Annotated in this window: 15 protein-coding genes and 2 pseudogenes; 8 read left to right on the forward strand and 9 right to left on the reverse strand. The window is 64.5% G+C overall.

Features of this window, described 5'->3' with window-relative positions; all coding sequences use genetic code 11:
- Window positions 1-24: 24 nt before the first annotated feature.
- Together Q7X29_RS20045 and Q7X29_RS20050 are read right to left on the reverse strand one after the other, a co-directional pair.
- The gene (locus tag Q7X29_RS20045) at window positions 25-975 is read right to left on the reverse strand and encodes an SDR family NAD(P)-dependent oxidoreductase (RefSeq protein WP_394358708.1); all 951 of its coding nucleotides are present in this window, start codon (window positions 973-975) and stop codon (window positions 25-27) included.
- 86 nt (window positions 976-1,061) lie between these two features.
- Window positions 1,062-1,700 carry a TetR/AcrR family transcriptional regulator gene (locus Q7X29_RS20050; RefSeq protein ID WP_316575021.1) on the reverse strand — a complete coding sequence of 213 codons (639 nt, stop codon included), beginning with the start codon at window positions 1,698-1,700 and terminating at the stop codon, window positions 1,062-1,064.
- A gap of 693 nt (window positions 1,701-2,393) precedes the next feature.
- Here Q7X29_RS20050 and Q7X29_RS20055 point away from each other — a divergent pair.
- Both Q7X29_RS20055 and Q7X29_RS20060 read left to right on the forward strand, forming a co-directional pair.
- Entirely contained in the window at window positions 2,394-2,687 is a 294-nt protein-coding gene (locus Q7X29_RS20055) for a hypothetical protein (protein ID WP_316575022.1), read from the forward strand.
- Window positions 2,688-3,137: 450 nt separating this feature from the next.
- Window positions 3,138-4,704: pseudogene (locus tag Q7X29_RS20060) on the forward strand (acyl-CoA dehydrogenase); the annotation flags it as partial.
- A gap of 295 nt (window positions 4,705-4,999) precedes the next feature.
- On the opposite strand, the gene Q7X29_RS20065 reads toward Q7X29_RS20060, so the two are convergent.
- The 3 genes from Q7X29_RS20065 to Q7X29_RS20075 all read right to left on the reverse strand — a co-directional run bounded on the left by Q7X29_RS20065 (window position 5,000) and on the right by Q7X29_RS20075 (window position 7,735).
- Window positions 5,000-5,905 (reverse strand): LysR family transcriptional regulator, encoded by a 906-nt coding sequence (locus Q7X29_RS20065; RefSeq protein WP_316575023.1) that lies wholly within the window; start codon window positions 5,903-5,905, stop codon window positions 5,000-5,002.
- A 68-nt stretch (window positions 5,906-5,973) separates the two neighbouring features.
- Entirely contained in the window at window positions 5,974-6,909 is a 936-nt protein-coding gene (locus Q7X29_RS20070; RefSeq protein ID WP_316575024.1) for a dihydrodipicolinate synthase family protein, read from the reverse strand.
- Between the two features lie 40 nt (window positions 6,910-6,949).
- Window positions 6,950-7,735 carry an SDR family oxidoreductase gene (locus tag Q7X29_RS20075; protein ID WP_316575025.1) on the reverse strand — a complete coding sequence of 262 codons (786 nt, stop codon included), beginning with the start codon at window positions 7,733-7,735 and terminating at the stop codon, window positions 6,950-6,952.
- 265 nt (window positions 7,736-8,000) lie between these two features.
- Between Q7X29_RS20075 and Q7X29_RS20080 the strand changes: the two genes are divergently transcribed.
- The 3 genes from Q7X29_RS20080 to Q7X29_RS33105 are packed head-to-tail and all read left to right on the forward strand — an operon-like array spanning window position 8,001 to window position 10,188.
- Entirely contained in the window at window positions 8,001-9,062 is a 1,062-nt protein-coding gene (locus tag Q7X29_RS20080) for a zinc-dependent alcohol dehydrogenase (RefSeq protein ID WP_316575391.1), read from the forward strand.
- 19 nt (window positions 9,063-9,081) lie between these two features.
- On the forward strand, window positions 9,082-9,849 hold the full coding sequence (locus tag Q7X29_RS20085) for a DUF3500 domain-containing protein (protein WP_316575026.1): 768 nt from the start codon (window positions 9,082-9,084) through the stop codon (window positions 9,847-9,849).
- 12 nt (window positions 9,850-9,861) lie between these two features.
- Window positions 9,862-10,188 carry a DUF3500 domain-containing protein gene (locus Q7X29_RS33105; protein WP_394358723.1) on the forward strand — a complete coding sequence of 109 codons (327 nt, stop codon included), beginning with the start codon at window positions 9,862-9,864 and terminating at the stop codon, window positions 10,186-10,188.
- A gap of 268 nt (window positions 10,189-10,456) precedes the next feature.
- On the opposite strand, the gene Q7X29_RS20090 is transcribed toward Q7X29_RS33105, so the two are convergent.
- A complete protein-coding gene (locus tag Q7X29_RS20090) occupies window positions 10,457-12,091 on the reverse strand; it encodes a bifunctional 3-(3-hydroxy-phenyl)propionate/3-hydroxycinnamic acid hydroxylase (RefSeq protein WP_316575027.1) in 1,635 nt (544 codons plus the stop codon).
- 547 nt (window positions 12,092-12,638) lie between these two features.
- On the opposite strand from Q7X29_RS20090, the gene Q7X29_RS20095 reads away from it, so the two are divergent.
- Together Q7X29_RS20095 and Q7X29_RS20100 are read left to right on the forward strand one after the other, a co-directional pair.
- Window positions 12,639-13,307, forward strand: a complete 669-nt coding sequence (locus Q7X29_RS20095) for a TetR/AcrR family transcriptional regulator (protein ID WP_316575028.1) — start codon at window positions 12,639-12,641, stop codon at window positions 13,305-13,307.
- 584 nt (window positions 13,308-13,891) lie between these two features.
- Window positions 13,892-14,557: a TetR/AcrR family transcriptional regulator gene (locus Q7X29_RS20100; protein WP_316575029.1), complete on the forward strand. Its 666-nt coding sequence runs from the start codon at window positions 13,892-13,894 to the stop codon at window positions 14,555-14,557.
- A 13-nt stretch (window positions 14,558-14,570) separates the two neighbouring features.
- On the opposite strand, the gene Q7X29_RS20105 is transcribed toward Q7X29_RS20100, so the two are convergent.
- Window positions 14,571-15,608, reverse strand: a complete 1,038-nt coding sequence (locus Q7X29_RS20105) for an amidohydrolase family protein (RefSeq protein WP_316575392.1) — start codon at window positions 15,606-15,608, stop codon at window positions 14,571-14,573.
- Window positions 15,609-15,683: 75 nt separating this feature from the next.
- A complete protein-coding gene (locus tag Q7X29_RS20110) occupies window positions 15,684-16,754 on the reverse strand; it encodes a porin PorA family protein (RefSeq protein ID WP_316575030.1) in 1,071 nt (356 codons plus the stop codon).
- Between the two features lie 209 nt (window positions 16,755-16,963).
- Here Q7X29_RS20110 and Q7X29_RS20115 point away from each other — a divergent pair, with 209 nt between their 5' ends.
- Entirely contained in the window at window positions 16,964-17,188 is a 225-nt protein-coding gene (locus tag Q7X29_RS20115; protein ID WP_316575031.1) for an NAD(P)H-binding protein, read from the forward strand.
- 392 nt (window positions 17,189-17,580) lie between these two features.
- On the opposite strand, the pseudogene Q7X29_RS33110 reads toward Q7X29_RS20115, so the two are convergent.
- Window positions 17,581-18,371 (reverse strand): annotated as a pseudogene (locus tag Q7X29_RS33110) (fumarylacetoacetate hydrolase family protein).
- Window positions 18,372-18,467 lie beyond the last annotated feature (96 nt).

The following is an 18,467-nucleotide window of genomic DNA, read 5'->3' on the forward strand; positions in this document are numbered from 1 at the left end:
CCTGGGCAGGCGGCCCGAGCTTTGTCACAGGGTGAGGGAATATCCGCCGTTGACCGGAATCGTCTGGCCCGTGATCCAACCGGCGGCTCCGGAGGCGAGGAACAGGATCATCTGGGCAGCGTCATCGGGCTCGCCGAACCGGCGAATCAGGTAGCTGGACAGCACTTTGCGTGCCAGGTCGGCGTCGGCGACAGCCCCGGCGGTCGCCGGCGTACGAGTGGCACCGAGCGCGACACAGTTCGCGGTGATATTGAAGCGACCCCCGAGCCTGGCCATCGATCGGGTGAACCCTGCGGCACCGGCCTTGGCGCCGGAATAGGCTTCCATACCGTTGATCTCACCGACCCGACCGGCGTCGGAGATCACGGTGATCACGCGCCCATACTCGCCGCTCATCATGTGGGGGAAGGTGTGCCGGGTCGCGATCATCACCCCGTCGAGGTTGACGTGGGTGAAGGGCCGCCAGTCATCGAGATCCTGTTCCCAGAAGGGTCGGGGTGCGTGTGCGGGCATTTCAGCGCCTCGGTTTCCCGCGTTGTTGACCAGGATGTCGATCGGACCGAGCTCGGCACCGACCTTCGTGACAACGGCACCGAAGCCGTCGAAATCGCCGACGTCAGCCACGGCGGTCATGGCCGCGGCGCCGACCGACCGCAGTTCCTCGACGACCTCGGCGGCACGATCGGTGGAGACGTCGTTGACTGCGACGGCGGCGCCGCGGGCGGCCGCCAGCTGCGCAACTCGACGTCCGACGCCCTGACCGGCACCGGTGACCAGCAGAACGTGTCCAGCGAGGTCGAGTGGGTTGTCTGTGATTGCCATGCGTGGGTTCTCTCCTTCGTTATCCGCGCTCTGCCGCGGCGCCCCGCAGGACGGTCGCGACCCAGACCGCGCCCAGACGGACCATGTGCGCCACTCCGGTGCACGCACCGGGGCGCTCCTCTGCCGGACACGTACCACGGTGGTGTCGCTCACAGTATATTCTTGCTGGCCGCCTAGCAAGTATTACGCCGACAGGGGAGGAACTCTCAGCCTCCAGGATCAGCGAAGGACTGCCGAGGTCACACGGAAGGTATTGTGCGCGAACGCATTATGCATCCAGCAACTGCATCGCGGACCATGCACTTGGCCTGTGTGGCGACATGGTCGAGCTCGATTCTCTCCGGGTCGGCCAGCCATTGCAGCGCTACGCCACGAAGCAACCCCTCGACGAGAACCGCCAGCGCGTCCGCGTCACGACGGTCCAACACCGAACCGTCGGGTCCGGCCGCGCTCACAAGCAGGTCGGAAAGAAACTCTCGGATGCGTGCGTTGTATTTCGCGACGGCCGGACGAAGAGCCGGAACCGACGTCACGCTCTCCATGAGGATGATGAACAGTGCCAGCGCGTTGGAGTCTTCGTTGCGACTGGCGTCGAAGTAGACCTCGATCGTCTTGTCCACCGCGTCCAGGCCGTGCAGGTTCGCTTGATTGATGCGCTCCTCGACGGTATTGCCGATGTGTTGGGCCACCGCGATCATGCACGCTTCTTTGGATCCGAAATGGTGGGTCACCAGGCCGCGACTCACCCCCGCTTCCCGGCCGATCTCGGCCAGCGACGTGCGGGCATAGCCCCGCTTCGGGAGGAGACGAATAGTCGCTAGGATCAAACGTTGACGCGATTCCGCGGTCCGATCAGCCTGTGTACGCCGCTCTGCCATGCGAACACCATACGGAGCGCCGCCCATGCCCATCCTCACCCGGCCCGGCGTCGACCCGGATCGGCTGGCCGGTGACATCGTTCGACACTGGCGCGCAGTGCCCGAAGATGGCGTCGCCGCCTCGGTGACCGTAGGTGCACCCAGAGTCGGCATCTATATCGACCGGGCGGCATTCATCTGGATGGTCGGTCCCCCAGCCACGGTGGCACACGAGCGTACGCGGGGTCGTCAGGGTCGTCGGACGAGGATGCTCATCGGCGGCCAGACCTCCACCGCCGTGCCTGCGTGCTCGACAGACCTGAGGCCGACGGCATTCGCCGATCCCAGCTCCCCCGCCCTCGAGCCCCAACGCCGAACGCCCCACACTCGCAAGACGAGTCGGGGCGTTCATGATTGGATAGTCGGCCGCGCACAAGCTCTGACACACGCTGAATGTTCGACACTCCGAGCACTAACAGGACTTGCTGAGCGGCAAATCCACATGCAGTAACAACGGTGACAGCACCCGCTCGAGTCCTAGCCGTCGTTCGAGGAATCCGGGAACGCGACGCGGGGCAGCATCGGCCAGGTGACACTCGCCCCCGAGATCGCCCCGGGCCCATCACCGCCCGAGCGGGACAAACCAATCGTTTGGGTGTGCTCTGCAACGCCACATAGCTGCGGACATCGCGGGGCCAGCCGATACCCGTCCCTATGCGCGCCAACAAGATCGACCATTCCCCGACCGTCTGTCTGCGCGAAGAACAGATCGTCGACCATCTCGACCTGCGGCTGGCGCAGGTTTACACACCCGGACAGATCGAGCAGCCGTTGGCGATACTCGAGAGCACCAAACCATGGCGCAATCCCGAAGCCGAGGCGGCGGCGGCTGCTGCTCACCGAGAAGCAGATGATCGGGAGCCGAATACCGGAGTCGGATCGGCGCGTTTCCGAACACGTACCGATGATCGGGCAGGAGATCAAGTGCCTGATCGACCCCTCGAGTAGCCTGCCCGCTGTCTGTCCTACGCCGAGCCGATCCCGACGACAAGCATCGCGCGTATCGGGAACTCGGCTTGAAACCGACCTACAACGAAAACACACGGATGGTGTTCGCCGAAGCGACTCCATCCGTGTGCGGAAAGAACGTGGCCGGAGGGGGAATCAGCCAGTACGCCAACCACATTGAAGACCGAGAACTGCCGGTCGTGGGTTTGCAGTGAGAGCAGCCGCTGCGGTCGCGGGCAGTCGGTCGCAGGTTCGCGCCCATCGGCAGGCATACATGCAGAACGGGACAGGTGGCGGCAGCTTCGCGTGACGGTGAGACGCCCGAACGGAGTGAGTCAGGTTCGAGGCCCTCGAGCAGGCATGACACAGACCCAGCACGTAGTGATTCGGGCGGTGCCGCGGTACGAATCGGCGCTGGAATCTGAGCCCACCTGCAATTGCTGCGAAGTGGACGCCGAATGGTGGCGGGTCGCCAAGTCCGAACAGATCGGCGGCATCCCCGCCCCCAGGATGGTGTCCTGGGCGATCCACGAGCTCCTGCTCGGTGCCCAGCCAGCCGCCTACATGTACCTGTCCGGCCCCACCATGGGCAGACATCGTCGACCGGATCGGCACCGACGAGCAGCGCTCCTGGGCGCGTCTCGCTGTCGAACACAATTGGGGCGCAACGATGGTGCTCACCGAGCCCGACGCCGGCTCCGATGTCGGCGCGGGCCGCACGAAGGCCGTGGAACAAGAAGACGGATCCTGGCACATCGAAGGCGTGAAACGCTTCATTACCTCCGCCGACTCCGACGACCTTTTCGGCAACATCATCCACCAGGCCCTGGCCCGCCCCGAAGGCGCCGGGCCCGGAACCAAGGGGTTGAGCCTGTTCCTGGTCCCGAAGTTCCACTTCGACCCCGAATCCGGCGCAATCGGGGACCGCAACGGCGTTTTCGTCACCAACGTCGAGCACAAGATGGGCCTGAAAGCCTCAGCCACCTGCGAGCTGACCTTCGGTGGCCACGGCATTCCCGCCAAGGGCTGGCTGGTAGGCGAGGTACACAACGGCATTGCGCAGATGTTCGAGGTGATCGAGGAAGCGCGCATGATGGTCGGAGTGAAGGCCATCGCGACGCTGTCGACCGGGTATCGCAACGCCCTCGATTACGCCAAGACCCGTGTGCAGGGCGCGGACCTGACCCAGATGACCGGCGAGACCGCCCCCAAGGTCACCATCACCCACCACCCAGACGTACGGCGTTCGCTCATGCTGCAGAAGGCCTACTCCGAGGGCCTCCGCGCGATCTACCTCTACACCGCGGCCCACCAGGACCCGGTCACCACCCACGCCGTCTCCGGCGCCGACCCCGCGCTGGCCGCCCGCGTCAACGACTTGCTGTTGCCCATCGTCAAGGGCGTCGGCTCCGAGCAGGCCTACCAGCACCTCACCGAATCCCTGCAGATCTTCGGCGGGTCGGGGTTCCTGCAGGACTACCCCATCGAGCAGTACATCCTCGATGCCAAGATCGACTCCCTGTACGAGGGCACGACCGCCATTCAGGCGCAAGACTTCTACTTCCGCAAGATCGCCCGCGACCAGGGCGTGGCCCTGACCCATATCGCCGACCAGGTTCGCTCCACCGCCAAAACCGACTCCGGCAGTGCTGAGCTGAAGGCCGAGCGGGCCCTGCTGCTGAGCGCGCTCGAAAACGTGCAGGCCATGGCAGCGACGCTGACCGGGCACCTGCTGGCCTCCAGCGCCGATTCCGCCCAGCTCTATGAGGTCGGCCTCGAGTCGGTGCGCTTCCTGCTCGCCGTGGGTGACCTGCTCGTGGACTGGCGCCTGCTTGTAGCCGCCGAAACCGCGACTGCGGCGCTCAGTTCCGCCACCGCGGACAAGGCATTCTACGAGGGCAAGATCGCGGTCGCGTCGTTCTTCGCGCGCACCGTGCTGCCCCGTCTCAATGCCGATCGCGCAGTGATCGCCGATATCGACGGCTCGATCATGGAGCTCGACGAAGCCGCGTTCTGAGGCGACGCGGACGGGCACTGTGTTGTCGGCCCGGCGGTGCCCGTCCGCCGCTTCCACACAGGGATCCCACACCCACACTCGGCCCGTCCGGGGCAGCAGGTGGTCTACGGCATTCCACCGGCTGCTATGCCCTCCGTGCGATCTACCGCGCTGACACCGCGTCACACACTCACAGATCCGTTCCGGTGCAGGATCCGCCACACCGATCACCTACGGACTTGATTGCCCACGCCATCCACTGATCCTTCGCCCTCGAGCCGTTGAATGCCTGCCAGGATGCCTTCCGGCAACTCGGTCAGCAGCGCAAGGCGCGCGCGGGGACATCGTTCTCCCGGGTCAGCGGTAGTTCGATCTCGCTCAGGAGCTCGCGATAGCGTTGAGCCAGTGCAGGCGGCTCTTGCCGGCTGTAGGCGACGATTTCGCGGAAAACTCCCGGCCCGACGCGGCGTGCGTGCTCACTCCAGCCGCCGGGCACGGCATTGGCGGGGGCGAGAGTGACGCCGAGGCCTTCCACAGCGAAAGACAGTCCTGCTGCGACCTGGCCAGTGCGCGCGACCGCATGTGCGACGAAACCCATACTCGCGCAAAGCCAATCGATGATCTCACTCATTCCCTGCTCGGGCTCATACAGCACCCATGGGGCGCTGGCCAGTTCCCGGGCATCCACACGCGCACCTGGGGCGTGGACTTGCGGGCCGACGACGACCAGCTCTTCGAATCCCAGCGACACGATCGGTCCGTCCCAGTCCTGAGGTCGAGGTCCCACCGTCAGATCGCCGTGACCCGCGCGGGTGGCAGCCTCGAGGTCACGGCGATGGGAATAGTCGTGTAACCGCAGTACCGCATCCGGGAATCGTGTATGCCAGCGCGCAGCGCTCGGCGGCAGGATTCCCGCAGCGACCGAGCGCACCGTGAGTACATGGACGTCCCCACCGGCGCCCGTGAGCACCTGCGCAATCGCCTGCTCCGCGGTGGCGACTTCGGCCAGTATCTTGCGCGCCAAAGGAATCAGAACCCGGCCGGCAGGCGTCAACGACAGCCCGTGTCGGCCTCGCTCGAGCAGCGGAGCGCCCAGCTCCTTCTCCAGGGTGCGGATTTGTTGGGACAGCGAGGGCTGCGACACGAACAACTCGCCCGCGGCCGCGCTGAACGAGCCACTGTCCCAAATCGAGACAAGATATTCCAGCTGACGCAACTGCATGCCTGGCGCGGGCTCCTCTCATCGGCGACGCCCCGGGAGTGTGGCTATCGATCGTGCCCGACCGGAGCTCAGCTGACGAGTTTGACGCGCTTGTCGCGCCGGGCCAGTCGTTCCAGCAGGAAGTCGACCTCGGCGCGCGCGGAGGTCGAGAGGACAGGCCGTGGCGCGCGCTGAGTATCGCTTGTCAGCAGCCCGCGTCGGGTCATCACGTACTTCCGTACCGCCAGGCCGATACCGGGCTGCTGCTCGTAACGCAACAATGGAAGGTGGGCGTCGAACAGGTCGTGGGCATCCTCGCGATGGCCTGCGGCCGTCAGAGCGACGACATCGACGAGCAGTTCGGGCACACAGTATCCAGTCATGGCGCCATCGGCACCGCGCTCGGTCTCGAAGTCCAGAAAGAGTCCACCGTTGCCGCACAGGATCGACAGCCGTGGCATCGCCGATTCTTGTTCGAGGCGGCGCAGGGTCGAGATCTTCTCCAAGCCTGGCCAGTCTTCGTGCTTGAGCATCACGCAGGACGACACAGTCGTAGCGATGCGCGCGATCACTGCTGGGGTCATGACCACCGAGAACGAGAGCGGATAGTCCTGCAATACCAGAGGCACCGACTCCCCCAATGCCTCCGCCACACCCTGGTAGTAGCTCACGATCTGATCGTCGGTACGCAGCGTATTCGGCGGAGCGACCATGACACCGGCAGCGCCGGCCGCCATGGCCTGGTCACTGAGCGCGCGCATGGGGGCGTATCCCGGGGCCGAGACCCCGACGACGACCGGTAGAGCGGTCTTGTCCAAGACGAACGAGACCAGCGCGCTGGATTCGGTGTGGGACAGCTTCGGAGCCTCACCCATCTGGCCCAGCACGGTCACACCGCTCACCCCGGCCGATTCGTAGAACTCGAGCAGTCGTCCGAGCGAGGCGTAGTCGATCTCACCGTCGCTGTGGAACGGTGTCGGCGCAATCGCGAAGACGCCGGCAGTATCGCGAGTCAGAACAGCCATGAGTAATCCTTCTGTGCCAGAGGTGATGTCGATCAGGGACTCAGATGCCCGCGATCAGTCCGCCATCGACGCGCAGCACCGATCCGTTGATATAGGCGGCGGGAACGCCGGCCAGGAAGGTCACCGCGGCCGCGTACTCACCCGGATCGCCGTAGCGCCCAGCAGGAATCGTGGCCACGCTCTCGGCGTAGACCTGCTCGACGGTTTTGGTTTCCCGTTCGGCTTTGGCTCGGTCGAGGAAGTCGGTGCGCCCGGTCCCGATCCGCCCGGGCACGATCACATTCGCGGTCACGCCGTCAGCGGCAACTTCCCGAGCGAGAGTTTTCGACCAGCCCAGCAAGCTCGAACGCAGAGTGTTGGACAGTCCCAGGTTCGGAATCGGAGCCAGCACACCAGAACTGGTACTGGTGATCACCCGCCCCCAGCCGCGGGCTCGCATCCCCGGCACGAGATGGTCGGTGATCGCAATGACCGGGAGCACCATCGATGCGAAGTAGCGTTGCCATACCTGCACGGACTGGCCGGTGACCGGAGCTGGCGGCGGACCACCGGTGTTGTTGACCAGGATGTCGACGGGAGCCAACTCGTTCTCGATCACAGCGGCGTTGGCTTCGATCACCGACAGATCGCTCAGATCCCATCCCAACGCCAACCCGACCCCGCCAGAGCGAGCGACCGCTTCGACAGTACGTTCGGCGGCGCCGCGGTCGATGTCGGCCACCACGACCGCGACCCCCTCGGCAGCCAGCGCCACCGCGACCGCACCCCCGATGCCGCCTCCGCCACCGAGAACCAAAGCCGTGCGACCCGAAATTCCCAGATCCATTCGCAAATTCTCCTATTTCGCGTCGAACCGATCGGCGGGTCCGATATTTCGATCGAAAGTAACACCGGGTACACCGAACCAGCCAGGTCGAATATTCGAAGCCACCTATAGATAATTCTTATACGCCCTGTTCACGCAGGCTCCACAGACGAGTGCACACGATTTCCACGCATCTCGATATTTAGACACAAGACCGTCCGTGGCCATACATTGGAAAAATTCATCGATTAGACCAGGAGGCCTACGGATGTCGGTTCCGAAAACAATGCTGGCAGCGGTACTGGGCGAGGCGGGCGTGATCACCACACGCGAACTGCCCGTTCCGCACATCGCGGCCGACGAGGTGCTGGTGCGTGTGCACCGCGCCTCGCTCTGCGGCACCGATGTCAAGATTCGTAGCCGCACGTTCTTTCCCGACGGTGGGCCGATGCCGTACACCTTCGTCCCGGGCCACGAGTACGCCGGAGTCGTCGCCGCTGTCGGCGACAGTGTGGACGAATTCACCGTCGGGGACCGGGTCGTCACCGAAGCCCACCGAGGCTGCATGCGCTGCGCCAATTGCCTGTGCGGTGCATACACCGACTGCCTGAACTATGGCAACCACGACAAAGGTCACAGCACCCAGGGGATGACGGTCAACGGCGGCTTCGCACAGTACGTCGCCAACCCGGTCTCCACACTGACCAAACTGCCCGACAACGTCGATTTCGACGCTGCCGTCGTACTCACTACCGTGGGGACGGTCATGCATGCCTTCGACGTGCTGGACTCGCTGATCGTCGGCGCCAGCGTCGCGATCATCGGCCCCGGCCCGATCGGACTGCTCGGCGTTCAGGTCGCCCGCGAACTCGGTGCTCAGCCGGTCATGCTGATCGGCACCCGCCCCGGCCGCTTGGACATCGGAGCCGAATTCGGCGCCGACACCATACTCAACACCGGCGAGGTCGATGTTGTTGCCGCTGTGCGTGCGGCCACCGGCGGGCACGGCGCCGACATCGTTCTCGAATGCTCCGGCGCTCCGGCCGCGGTCGATACCGCCCTGGCCATGACCAAACGTTCCGGCACCGTCGTGCTTGTCGGCTTCTTCGACCAACCCGTCACCGCGAACCTCAATCACGCGGTCATGAACGGTATCTCGCTGCGTTCTGTCCGCGGCGAAGGCGCCAGGTCGGTCGCGCGCGCAGTGTCGCTCGCCAGCCGAGGGCGCCTGCGCACCCGAGAACTGGTGACACACCATTTTCCACTCGAAGCGATCGCGGAAGCCTTCGAGACCTACACCGCCCGCACCGACAACGCCATGAAGGTCATGCTCGATGTCACCGACTGAGCCCGACGTCGCGGTCGCGATGGCGGCCGCCGCCGACGCTTGGCTCAGCTCGCTCACCCCCGGGCAGCGTGAAACCGCGCAGTTCGGCCCCGCCCTGACGCCCGACTCCGAGACCGAACGCCTTCGCTGGTTCTACACCCCGACCGACCACGGCGGCCTGTCGTTGCGCGAGCAGACCCCCAGCCAGCAAAGCCTGGCCATGCAACTGCTGGCCACCGGGCTCTCCGCCGCCGGCTACGCTACCGTCGCCACCGTCATGGGGCTCGAGAACGTCCTCGACCATGTCGAAGGCTGGCGAGTGCACTGGGGACGCGAACGCGGACGCGACCCGCAGCTCTTCTGGCTGCGGGTATTCGGTCAGCCCGGCGACACCGTCTGGGGATGGCGTCTGGGCGGACACCACATTTCGATCAACAACCTCATCGTCGGTGGACGCACCGTCGCCACCACACCCAACTTCCTCGGTGCCGACCCTGCCACCACCGTGCTCCTCGGCTCGACCCTGCGTCCACTGGCGGGACTGGAGGAAGTGGCCAGGGAACTGGCAAGGTCGTTGAGCGGCGAACAGTGGCGAAGGGGGCTGCTGCATCGCTCGGCGATCTCTGACATCGTCTCGGGCAATCGAGCGCGGATCAGCCACGGCGACACCATGATGCACATGCAAGACCTCTGGCGTGGCCAGTTCGACGACCCCGCACTCACCGCACTCGTCGACGACATCGACCGCCGCGCGGAAAACGCGAGCGGCTACAGTCAGGCCGACCACGAAACGTTGGCAATCACTTAGGTACCCAAGGGAATTCGCGCGAGCGAACTCGACTCCGCGCAACGCACACTCCTGCGCACGCTGATCGAGCTCTACACCGGCCGCGCACCCGAGCCCATCGCACATCGTCACAGCGCCCATTACGCCCGCGACACCGTTCTGGATGAAGTCCATTTCGGATGGGCCGGTGCCACAACGGCAGGGCAGCCGCACTACTACCGCATCCAAGGTCCACGTGTGCTCATCGAGTACGACAACACCCAACGCCACGCCAACCACGCACACTCGGTCTGGCGCGACCCAGTCGGTGACTTCGGCCTGGACACCCTCGCCGAACACCATCGGCACCTCCCCCACTGAACAACCCGCATCAGCGTTTCCGGGCGCACCGGGGCGAGGTCTCGGCGGATCTCGGCGTCGCCCGGCCGGACCGACCACCCCGATCGGATGAAACCGAACGCGGAGAGGTCGACCCGTGTGGTCGTAGCGGCAGCGATACCGGCCCCCTCCGGTTCGAGATCAACCTCGCGGGACACCTCGGCTGCTCGACGGAATCGTCCGGATAGCCGGGAACAAACCCCGGAACCCGCGGGCTCGAAGCGACATCCGCGGAGTCGGGATCCAATTCTCAGGTACCGGTTCGATCGAACGAACCAGTATGCGACCGCAAACCATTGCTTCCCGATTCATTCGATATGTGCCGCACCAACTCTCGAACAGCACTGTCCAACTCGATCGATGAGGGATTGGCGCAGACATAGTGGTCAGGACGGAGCACAACGAACGGCTGTCGCTTGAAGTACGGGCGGGCGCCTTCGTCGAGGTCTTCCAGGATCTCCCGCGCCGCATCACCATGGATAGGACGTTGCCCTGGCGAGATGAGTGTCACGAAGGTTGCGTGGAGGACGTCGTCCGCGATGTGCCGGCCGAATTCTGACAGTGCTTCGCGCGGATCGGCTTCCCAGCCGATGATTCGCCACCCAGAGCCTGCAATATCGTCGAGCCGATGTTGTGTTCCGCTGAAAGTTCGCACGAGCGGCTGGGGGAACAAGCGGCCGACCGACGAACGCGATGAAGTCGATCCGAGAAGCAAGCCGCGTCGATATCGGGCCGGCGGCCGCCACCGGCCTTGACGAACGCGTTCGCGAAATGGCGGGATACGCACGAGTGCCCCGCCCGTCGCATCACGAATCGTCGCTGCCGAACGCGATCGCAGGGTGACCAGTCGACCAGCTCGGACCGACATCTTGGTTATGGCGTCGGCGTGCGGTCGACGCTCGGCCTCATAGGTCTCGAGGATGCGTAGTGGCGCACCGTCATTCACAACAGCTGCAATCTTCCAGGTCAGATTCGTCACGTCGCGGATTCCCGAGTTCAGCCCCTGTCCGATCATTGGAGGCATCAGATGTGCAGCATCCCCGCACAGCAGGACCCTCCCGACCCTCCAGCGCTCAGCGGTCTTGGCTTGGAAGGTATAGATGAGATGACGCAGGATCTCCGCAGTATCCGGATCGATATCCTCAGCGATCACTCGTCGTGCGGCATCCGGCGTCAGAATCTCATCGCGATCCTCCCATGGCATCACCCTTCGTTCCCAGCGGTGCCCTCCCGCGGCGAGTCGACCAGTCAGGGAAGGGGCCATCGGGTCCAGCGTCATCTGGAAATAGGGAACATGTGCAATCGGCTCTGGCAGCTTCGCATCGACGATGAGCCAGGTATCCGTGTACTCGGATCCGACCAGCCGGACCCCGACCGCGTCACGGGTCGCGCTCTTTGCGCCGTCGCAGCCGATGACAAAGCGTGCACGTGCGTGCGCAGCGGCGCCGTCGACGTGACGAAATACCAGCTCGACGCCGTCGTCGTCCTGTGTCAAACCTGTGAGCTGGTGACCCAGACGGATCTCAGCGTGCGGGTAACCCGCCAAGGCCGCCCGCAGTTGCTCATCCAGCAACGGCTGATATATCGCCGATATCCACGGGTGTCCTTGAGGCTGCTCCGTGGGCAGCGTTGTCGCAACGACCTTGCCACGAGCCGAGACCCACTGGGCGCCCGCCCCGAGGAGCATGTCACTGGCGGCGCGTTCGTACACTCCCGCCTTTTGCAGCGTGCGCAGGGCTTCACCGTCGAGCACTCCGACCCGGGGATTAGGGTAGACATCACCCTCCCGCTCCAATGCGAGCACTTTCAGGCCCGCGCGCGCCAGAAGTAGCGCCGCCAACTCTCCGACCGGGCCCAGGCCGATCACGGCAACGTCGAATGTCATGACCGACCTCGAGGACTCACGACCGCGGCTCCCTCGAAGAGCACATCGACGACTATGTCAGCGGCGCCTTTACTGTTCTCTGCATTGTTCCGGATCGACGGCGCCGACTTCTCGTTGCGCGAAAATATCCTCAAGCCGCTCAGACCCACAGTTCTCAAGGTGTTCATTCTTCTCCAGGTAGCGTGCGGTGATCACAGTTGTGGCCAATTCCGAACCGGCGGCCACGACTGGGTTGTGCGCCACACTGACATGCCGCCCGTTCGGTACTCGAGCGAGCGCGCAGTCGCAGCAGGTCGATAGCCGTCTACATGACAACTGAGAGCCGACGGTCACGGTTGCCCGATTCGAGCCAGGGCGAGTCACGCTCGCGTCCCGAGTCTGGTTTTTCCAGAGCCACTATCCCTCCAGGTGAGCCGGGTCACATCATGGGGCTGGCAGCAGCGTAGCCATCTCGTTGATTCAAAGTCAATGACTTCGCATCAACTTGCTCTATGCCTGGTGGCGATGCACTATCGACCCAATGGGCCGTGCGGCAACGGAGGGCAAGATGGCGAGCAGGACCGATGGCGCCCGGCTGACCGCACGGGCTGCGCAAGCCGCCGAAACTCGGCAGCGGCTCATCGACGCGGCGGTCGAACAGTTCGCGGAGCGCACGTACGACGAGGTTGCCGTGGCGGATATCTGCCAGGCCGCCGACGCCGCCCACGGGTTGGTGTTCCACTACTTCGGCACCAAGCGGGGCCTCTACTTGGAGGCGGTACGGGACACATCGAATCGTGTTTTGAAGACCCATACACTGCGCCCCGGCATATCCCCGGTCGAACAGCTTCGCAGTGCCTTCACTGCTCAGTTCCGATATCTGGCCGCTCATCGAGGGCTCGCATTGCGCCTGGTGCTCGGCGGTCGTGGCGCAGACCCCGAGGCATGGGAGCTGCTGGAAGCAGGGCGCTGGCAGACTATCGAAGCCTGGATTCTACTACTGGGCCTCGACCCGCAGAACCAGGCGCTGCGCATGATGCTTCGGTCGGTTGTCGGCGCGATCGACGAAGCGGCCGTGTATTGGCTTCAGAACGATGAGCCGTTCCCCGTGGAAGCAGTGGTCGAACGTCTGATCGAACTGACAGGCGCGGCGCTGCGGTCAGCTGCCGCTCTGGACCCCGCTCTCGACGCGGAATCCGCGATTCAGCCCTTGCTTGACGAGTTCTATGGATCGTAAAGTCCGGCAACAGAGTCCGAAGGCAGCTGCGCAAACACAGAAGCGAATGCGACATCGTCGAGACAGACGGGTCCGCCGCGGGCCTCGGCATGGCCAGATCGAGTGCCGACACCGGCGCGATGACCGGCACCAGGCAAGTGCAGATCGCCGTCAGAATTCCTCAGTTATTGTGCACCAAAATATTTCGGCTCAGATGGCGCGCCAATCAGCGCGCCGGCGTGCCACCATCACGCCGGCGAGTCCGGCAGGCATGGCATGCGACGTCTTCGCCATCGACAGGCGGCCCAAGCCGAGCCGCGGCCTGCGGCGGTCGATGGACGCGACAGGCGGATGAGTGAGGTCGCGGCGTTTCCGTGTCGGCCTGGCCGGTTGTACCGACAGATCTAATTGCCAACCAAGGCAATGAGTTCGGTCTATGTGGCGTAACCGCGATAGCACGTTCCCACCATCCGGTCGTCGACAGCTCGGCGCACCATCACTCGTCCTACACGAACACAAGAAGACACCGCGGCGTGCGTGAGTACAAATCGGCACTGAATGTATGATCAGTGATGATTGTTGCGGCAACCCCGAGGTGGAGGCAGATGACCGCCGAACAGATCACACCCACGCGTACCGATCGCCGCAGAGAACGCACGCGCAACGCACTGCTCGGCGCGGCACGAAAGTTCCTGTCCGAGGGCCGGTCAGCGGTGAGTATCAAGGAGATCACCGACGCCGCAGATGTCGGTTTCGGCTCTTTCTACAACCACTTCGATTCCAAAGAACAGCTCTTCGACGAGGCAGTGCAGTCCGCATTGCAGGTGTACAGCGAGATGCGGGACCACATCGTGGCCCGCTACGACGACCCGGCGGAGATCTTCGCCGTCAGCTTCCGGCTGACCGGGCGGCTGCAACGTCAACTCCCCGAGATGGTGCGCGTCGTCCTCCATTCCGGCATGGGAGTCATTCTGCGCGACCAGGGCATCGCACCCCGCGCGCGCCGGGAGATCATCGCCGCCCAGGAAGCCGGGCGTTTCGAACCGATGGATCCCGACCTGGCCATCATGGCGGCGGGCGGGATGCTGCTTGGGCTGCTCCAAATGCTCGACGCCAGCCCGGACGCGGACGCGGCGGCACTCGCCGACCAGATGACCTATCGAGCCCTGCGCATGTTCGGCATGAACAAGCGATCCGCGCAACACCTCAGCTCCGGCCCACTGCCCGAACTGCCCGTCGGCCCCGACCTGCTCATGGCGACCGGCGACTAGCATCCCACTCGGGTCAGGCCCTCCGTGAGGCCACCCGTGCGATCGCTCCGAAGGCGCGATCGCGCAGCTCACGGCGCGCCCGAGTCAACAACGGCGCCGTCGGTACCGCGAACGACTCTCCGCCGAAGCGAGAAAACAGCGCGGCGGCATTACCGTGATGGATCGCTTCGAGAGCGTCCGGGCTGACGTCGTCGAACTCACGCATACCTGCGTCGAACCAGGCCACCGCCGCCTGTGGCGCGAAGGGCCAGTCACTGCCGTAGAGCACGTGACCAGGATCGGCGAAGGCCAGCAAGCTCGGCAACGCCGCCGCGCTCGAGGACAACGCGGTGTCGAAGTAGAAGCCGGCGAACTCCTCGAGCACTTCGATGGGGTTTCGGCCGGTCTCACCGAATATCGCGAGCGCCATCCTGTGCGCGGCGTAGGGGACGAACCCGCCAGCGTGACTGAGGATGAACCGGATATTGGGGTAGCGTCGGCGAACTTCGCTTCGAACGAGCAGATAGGCGGCGCGACTCGTGTCGAGCAGAAAGTCGGTGGCGAACGGAGGAACGCCCGCCACTGGTGGACCCGGCACGTCGGCCGGATGCACGAATACAATGGCCGCACGTTCGTCGAGTACCTGAAACAGCGCATCGTGATCATGCTGCCCGATGTAGACACCCCGCGAGTTGCTCAGCAGCACCACACCGTCGGCGCCGAGAGTGTCCATGGCCCGCGTCGCCTCCGCTGCCGCCGCGGCCACGTCCGGCATCGGCACTGTCGCGAAGAACCCGAATCGGTCCGGCTCCCGATCAGCGACGGCACCGGAGAAGTCGTTGACCGCGCGGGCCAGCTCCGCGGCCTCATCCGGATCGGCCAGGAAGCTGGTGCCCGGCGTCGAAACGGACAGCACCGCCGCACTCATTCCGAATTCGTTCATCACCCCTCGGGCCGAGTCCAGCGACCATGGTGGAACCTCCCGCCCACCGGGAGCGCTGATTCCCTGCCTGATCAGCGCTTCCCGGTACACCGGCGGAATCAGATGCTGATGTACGTCTATCCGAACCATTTGGTAGCACTTCCTGATTCTTCGTTGCCGAGGCGCCCACAAAGTCATTGCCACCGGCGTAGGTGCCGGAGTCGATCAGGCTGGGTTGTGCCGGCGTCGACGGCGAATGCGCGGGGCTAGCATGGCGTAGGCGAGGACGGTCGCACCGAGGACAGCCAGACCGGCAGGGACGACATCGCGAACGGTTGTGACGGTACGACCCAACGCGCTGACTGTGTCCACGACATCACTGACGCTATCCGGGGTGCTCTGCACCGACAACCGCGTCAGCGGCAGCATCGGAATGGTGGAGTATCCGGTGTTGATTGCCAGCAATGTGGTTTGGTCCTGAGCCAGGAACAGTGGGGCGCTGAGTTGTTCGTCGAGCACGACGGTGTAGATGGTGTGTGATACGTACGCGAGCATGACCTCGGTGGGCAATTCCGGCAGAATCTTCTGCACCTGGTCGCGGTATTCCAAGGGGAGCCGTGGCGCGATGGCCTGGACAGCCAGCAACGGCATGGTGCTGCCGTCCCCGACCGTGGTCATGTTGGCGATCGCGGTGCGCATCGGCGCGAGAATCGTGGAGTTGACGAGAGGCGCATGAAGTAGGCCTTCGAACTGAAAGCCGTTGCGGCCCTGCACATCACGGTCGCCGACGTGTTCTAGGCGAACAGTGCGGTCGGTGAGGGGGTCGTACATCGCAAACGGGGACCGATCCGAGCCTATCGATCGAGCCAACACGACACCGCGCCGCTGGTTGGTGACCTCGACCCCGTCCGGAGCCGCCTTCTGGCGGAACGTGGCACGGTCGATGGCGTAGCGGAACTCCGTCTTCAACTCCCCGTCGGGCCGCTGGATTCGAGTGGTCGCATGCAGCACTGCGGTGTCGCCGTGGACGGCATCGACCGCCAGGCCGCGCTCTACGCGCGCAGGCGCCGGCGGACCCAACGCCATCGCGGCCGGGGCGAAAGTTTCAATGGCGCCATGCATCGACACCGAGGACTTGAAGTCCTCCGACAGTTTCGACAGCTGTGGGTAGAGCACGAACCGGATACCTCCGGCCGCAACGAGCGCGGCCGCTGCCAGGATTATCACCACGATGCCGCGCCGAGGCCGTCGGCGAGTCTGGCGATGGGGAAAAACGACGGTGTTTTCAGCCTTCATTGTCCTGCTCCGAGAGTGGCCGCAAGCCGGATCTTCGACCTCGTCCGGCGCATTCCTGGTCGAGAGGAGCGCGTGTTGACAACACCTGCGGGTGAGTGCGGCCGGGGGTGACCTGCACCACAATCGACTGTACCAGAGTATCGGATACAGTGTAGCCATTTCTAAGGCGGGTACGGCACGAATCCGCTCCTACTGAAAGGCGGAATCGGTTGAACGCGCCGACGAAGACCATTGCCGCGATCGGATGCTCGGGTCGAGTGGCTGAGATCTTCGTGTGTGGGTTGCTGGCCGAAGGTGTCCGCGTACGCCTTTTGGCCCGCGACGCCGAGACCCTGGCGCATCGAAACCCCGAGGCGACCATCATCGCGGGCAGCATGATGAATCCCAACGACCTCGCGTGCGCAGTCGACGGCGCCAACGCGGATTCTTCCTGACCCCGATCGCGCGGCGCAACGATCCGGCTACCGAGTCCGATGCGGCGAACGCGGTCATCTCTGGCGCCCGGTCCGCAAACTGGAGCACCTGATCTATACCTCCGCGCTGTCGCTCGCCGCACTTCCGTTCTTCCGCCGGCGTGGACATCGACTCTCATCGATTATTCCGCTGGTTCGCCACTGGGATACCCAGGGTTCCATCGCGCCCGATGATGCGGTGGCGATCTACTCGCCATCGTTCCGCATGACAACACTCGGCGAGCATCTCGCCGGGCTATTTCAGCGTCCACGGTAATTCTCACCCGGCCTCGATCGGCGCCGGCGACGCCGATCGAGGCTGCACACAGGGATTAGAACAGCTACTCGTCGAGCGGAACCGCGCCAGCACTTGTTCAGAGCCGCCGCGTCGGCGACGCGATGGACATCCGATCACAGGGGTATGCGTCGACGAATCGATTACGCAGTCCGCCGAGTCCTTCGATCTCGGAGCAGAGCAGATCCTCTGCCGCGAGAAATCGTGGAGGTGTGCGCGATTGCCCCACACCGGGGGGCGTGCCGGTAAAGATCAGATCACCGGCACGTAGCTCGCAGGTCTGTGACAGATAGCTGACGAGCGTGGCGACGTCGAAGATCATGTCCGAGGTGCGTCCGGACTGTACGTTCTGGTCAGCGATGCTTGCCTCGATGATCAGGTCGCCTGGATCGTCGAGTTCGTCCAGCGTGGTCAGCCACGGTCCGATCGGCGCGAATCCGCGGTGGCTCTTGGCCATTGCGAACTGGGGCCGCTCACCAGCATCTGCGCGCGTCGTTCGGAAATGTCTTGCCCGACACAGTATCCAGCGACGTACTCCAGCGCATCCGCTCGCGGAATATCGCAACCGGCGCGGCCCACGACTACTACCAATTCAACTTCCCAATCGCAGGTCTACGTAGGCAAAGCGATGGTTTCGCCTGGGCCGGCCAATGCGGAGGCGAACTTGGTGAAGACAAGCGGTGTCGTAGGGAGGCGACGGTTGGTCTCTGCCGCGTGGGCCACGTAATTCAGCCCGATCGCGAAGATCTGGCTGGGCCGCACCACCGGTGGGCCCAGCGGAGCGGGATCAGCCGCCAAACTGACCGCAGTGTGAGTGGGGTCCGGATCGGGGCATTCCTGGCGGTACCAGCGTTCGAATTCGGCGAGCATCTCGACTGCCCGGTCAGGATCGGAGGGCAGCCGCCCGTCGGAGCAGGCGTGAACATCCACCACTCCGGCGTCGCCGACCAGGGGTGGCCCGGCCGG

Origin of the sequence: Nocardia canadensis, assembly GCF_032656385.1 — a bacterium.
In the GTDB taxonomy this organism is placed as follows: domain Bacteria; phylum Actinomycetota; class Actinomycetes; order Mycobacteriales; family Mycobacteriaceae; genus Nocardia; species Nocardia canadensis.

Bases quoted from the DNA above. Each gene is read 5' to 3' on its own strand.
- Q7X29_RS20050 (WP_316575021.1), bottom strand. From the start codon at position 1,700: ATGGCAGAGCGGCGTACACAGGCTGATCGGACCGCGGAATCGCGTCAA.
- Q7X29_RS20055 (WP_316575022.1), top strand. From the start codon at position 2,394: ATGCGCGCCAACAAGATCGACCATTCCCCGACCGTCTGTCTGCGCGAA.
- Q7X29_RS20065 (WP_316575023.1), bottom strand. From the start codon at position 5,905: ATGCAGTTGCGTCAGCTGGAATATCTTGTCTCGATTTGGGACAGTGGC.
- Q7X29_RS20070 (WP_316575024.1), bottom strand. From the start codon at position 6,909: ATGGCTGTTCTGACTCGCGATACTGCCGGCGTCTTCGCGATTGCGCCG.
- Q7X29_RS20075 (WP_316575025.1), bottom strand. From the start codon at position 7,735: ATGGATCTGGGAATTTCGGGTCGCACGGCTTTGGTTCTCGGTGGCGGA.
- Q7X29_RS20080 (WP_316575391.1), top strand. From the start codon at position 8,001: ATGCTGGCAGCGGTACTGGGCGAGGCGGGCGTGATCACCACACGCGAA.
- Q7X29_RS20085 (WP_316575026.1), top strand. From the start codon at position 9,082: ATGGCGGCCGCCGCCGACGCTTGGCTCAGCTCGCTCACCCCCGGGCAG.
- Q7X29_RS20090 (WP_316575027.1), bottom strand. From the start codon at position 12,091: ATGACATTCGACGTTGCCGTGATCGGCCTGGGCCCGGTCGGAGAGTTG.
- Q7X29_RS20095 (WP_316575028.1), top strand. From the start codon at position 12,639: ATGGCGAGCAGGACCGATGGCGCCCGGCTGACCGCACGGGCTGCGCAA.
- Q7X29_RS20100 (WP_316575029.1), top strand. From the start codon at position 13,892: ATGACCGCCGAACAGATCACACCCACGCGTACCGATCGCCGCAGAGAA.
- Q7X29_RS20105 (WP_316575392.1), bottom strand. From the start codon at position 15,608: ATGGTTCGGATAGACGTACATCAGCATCTGATTCCGCCGGTGTACCGG.
- Q7X29_RS20110 (WP_316575030.1), bottom strand. From the start codon at position 16,754: ATGAAGGCTGAAAACACCGTCGTTTTTCCCCATCGCCAGACTCGCCGA.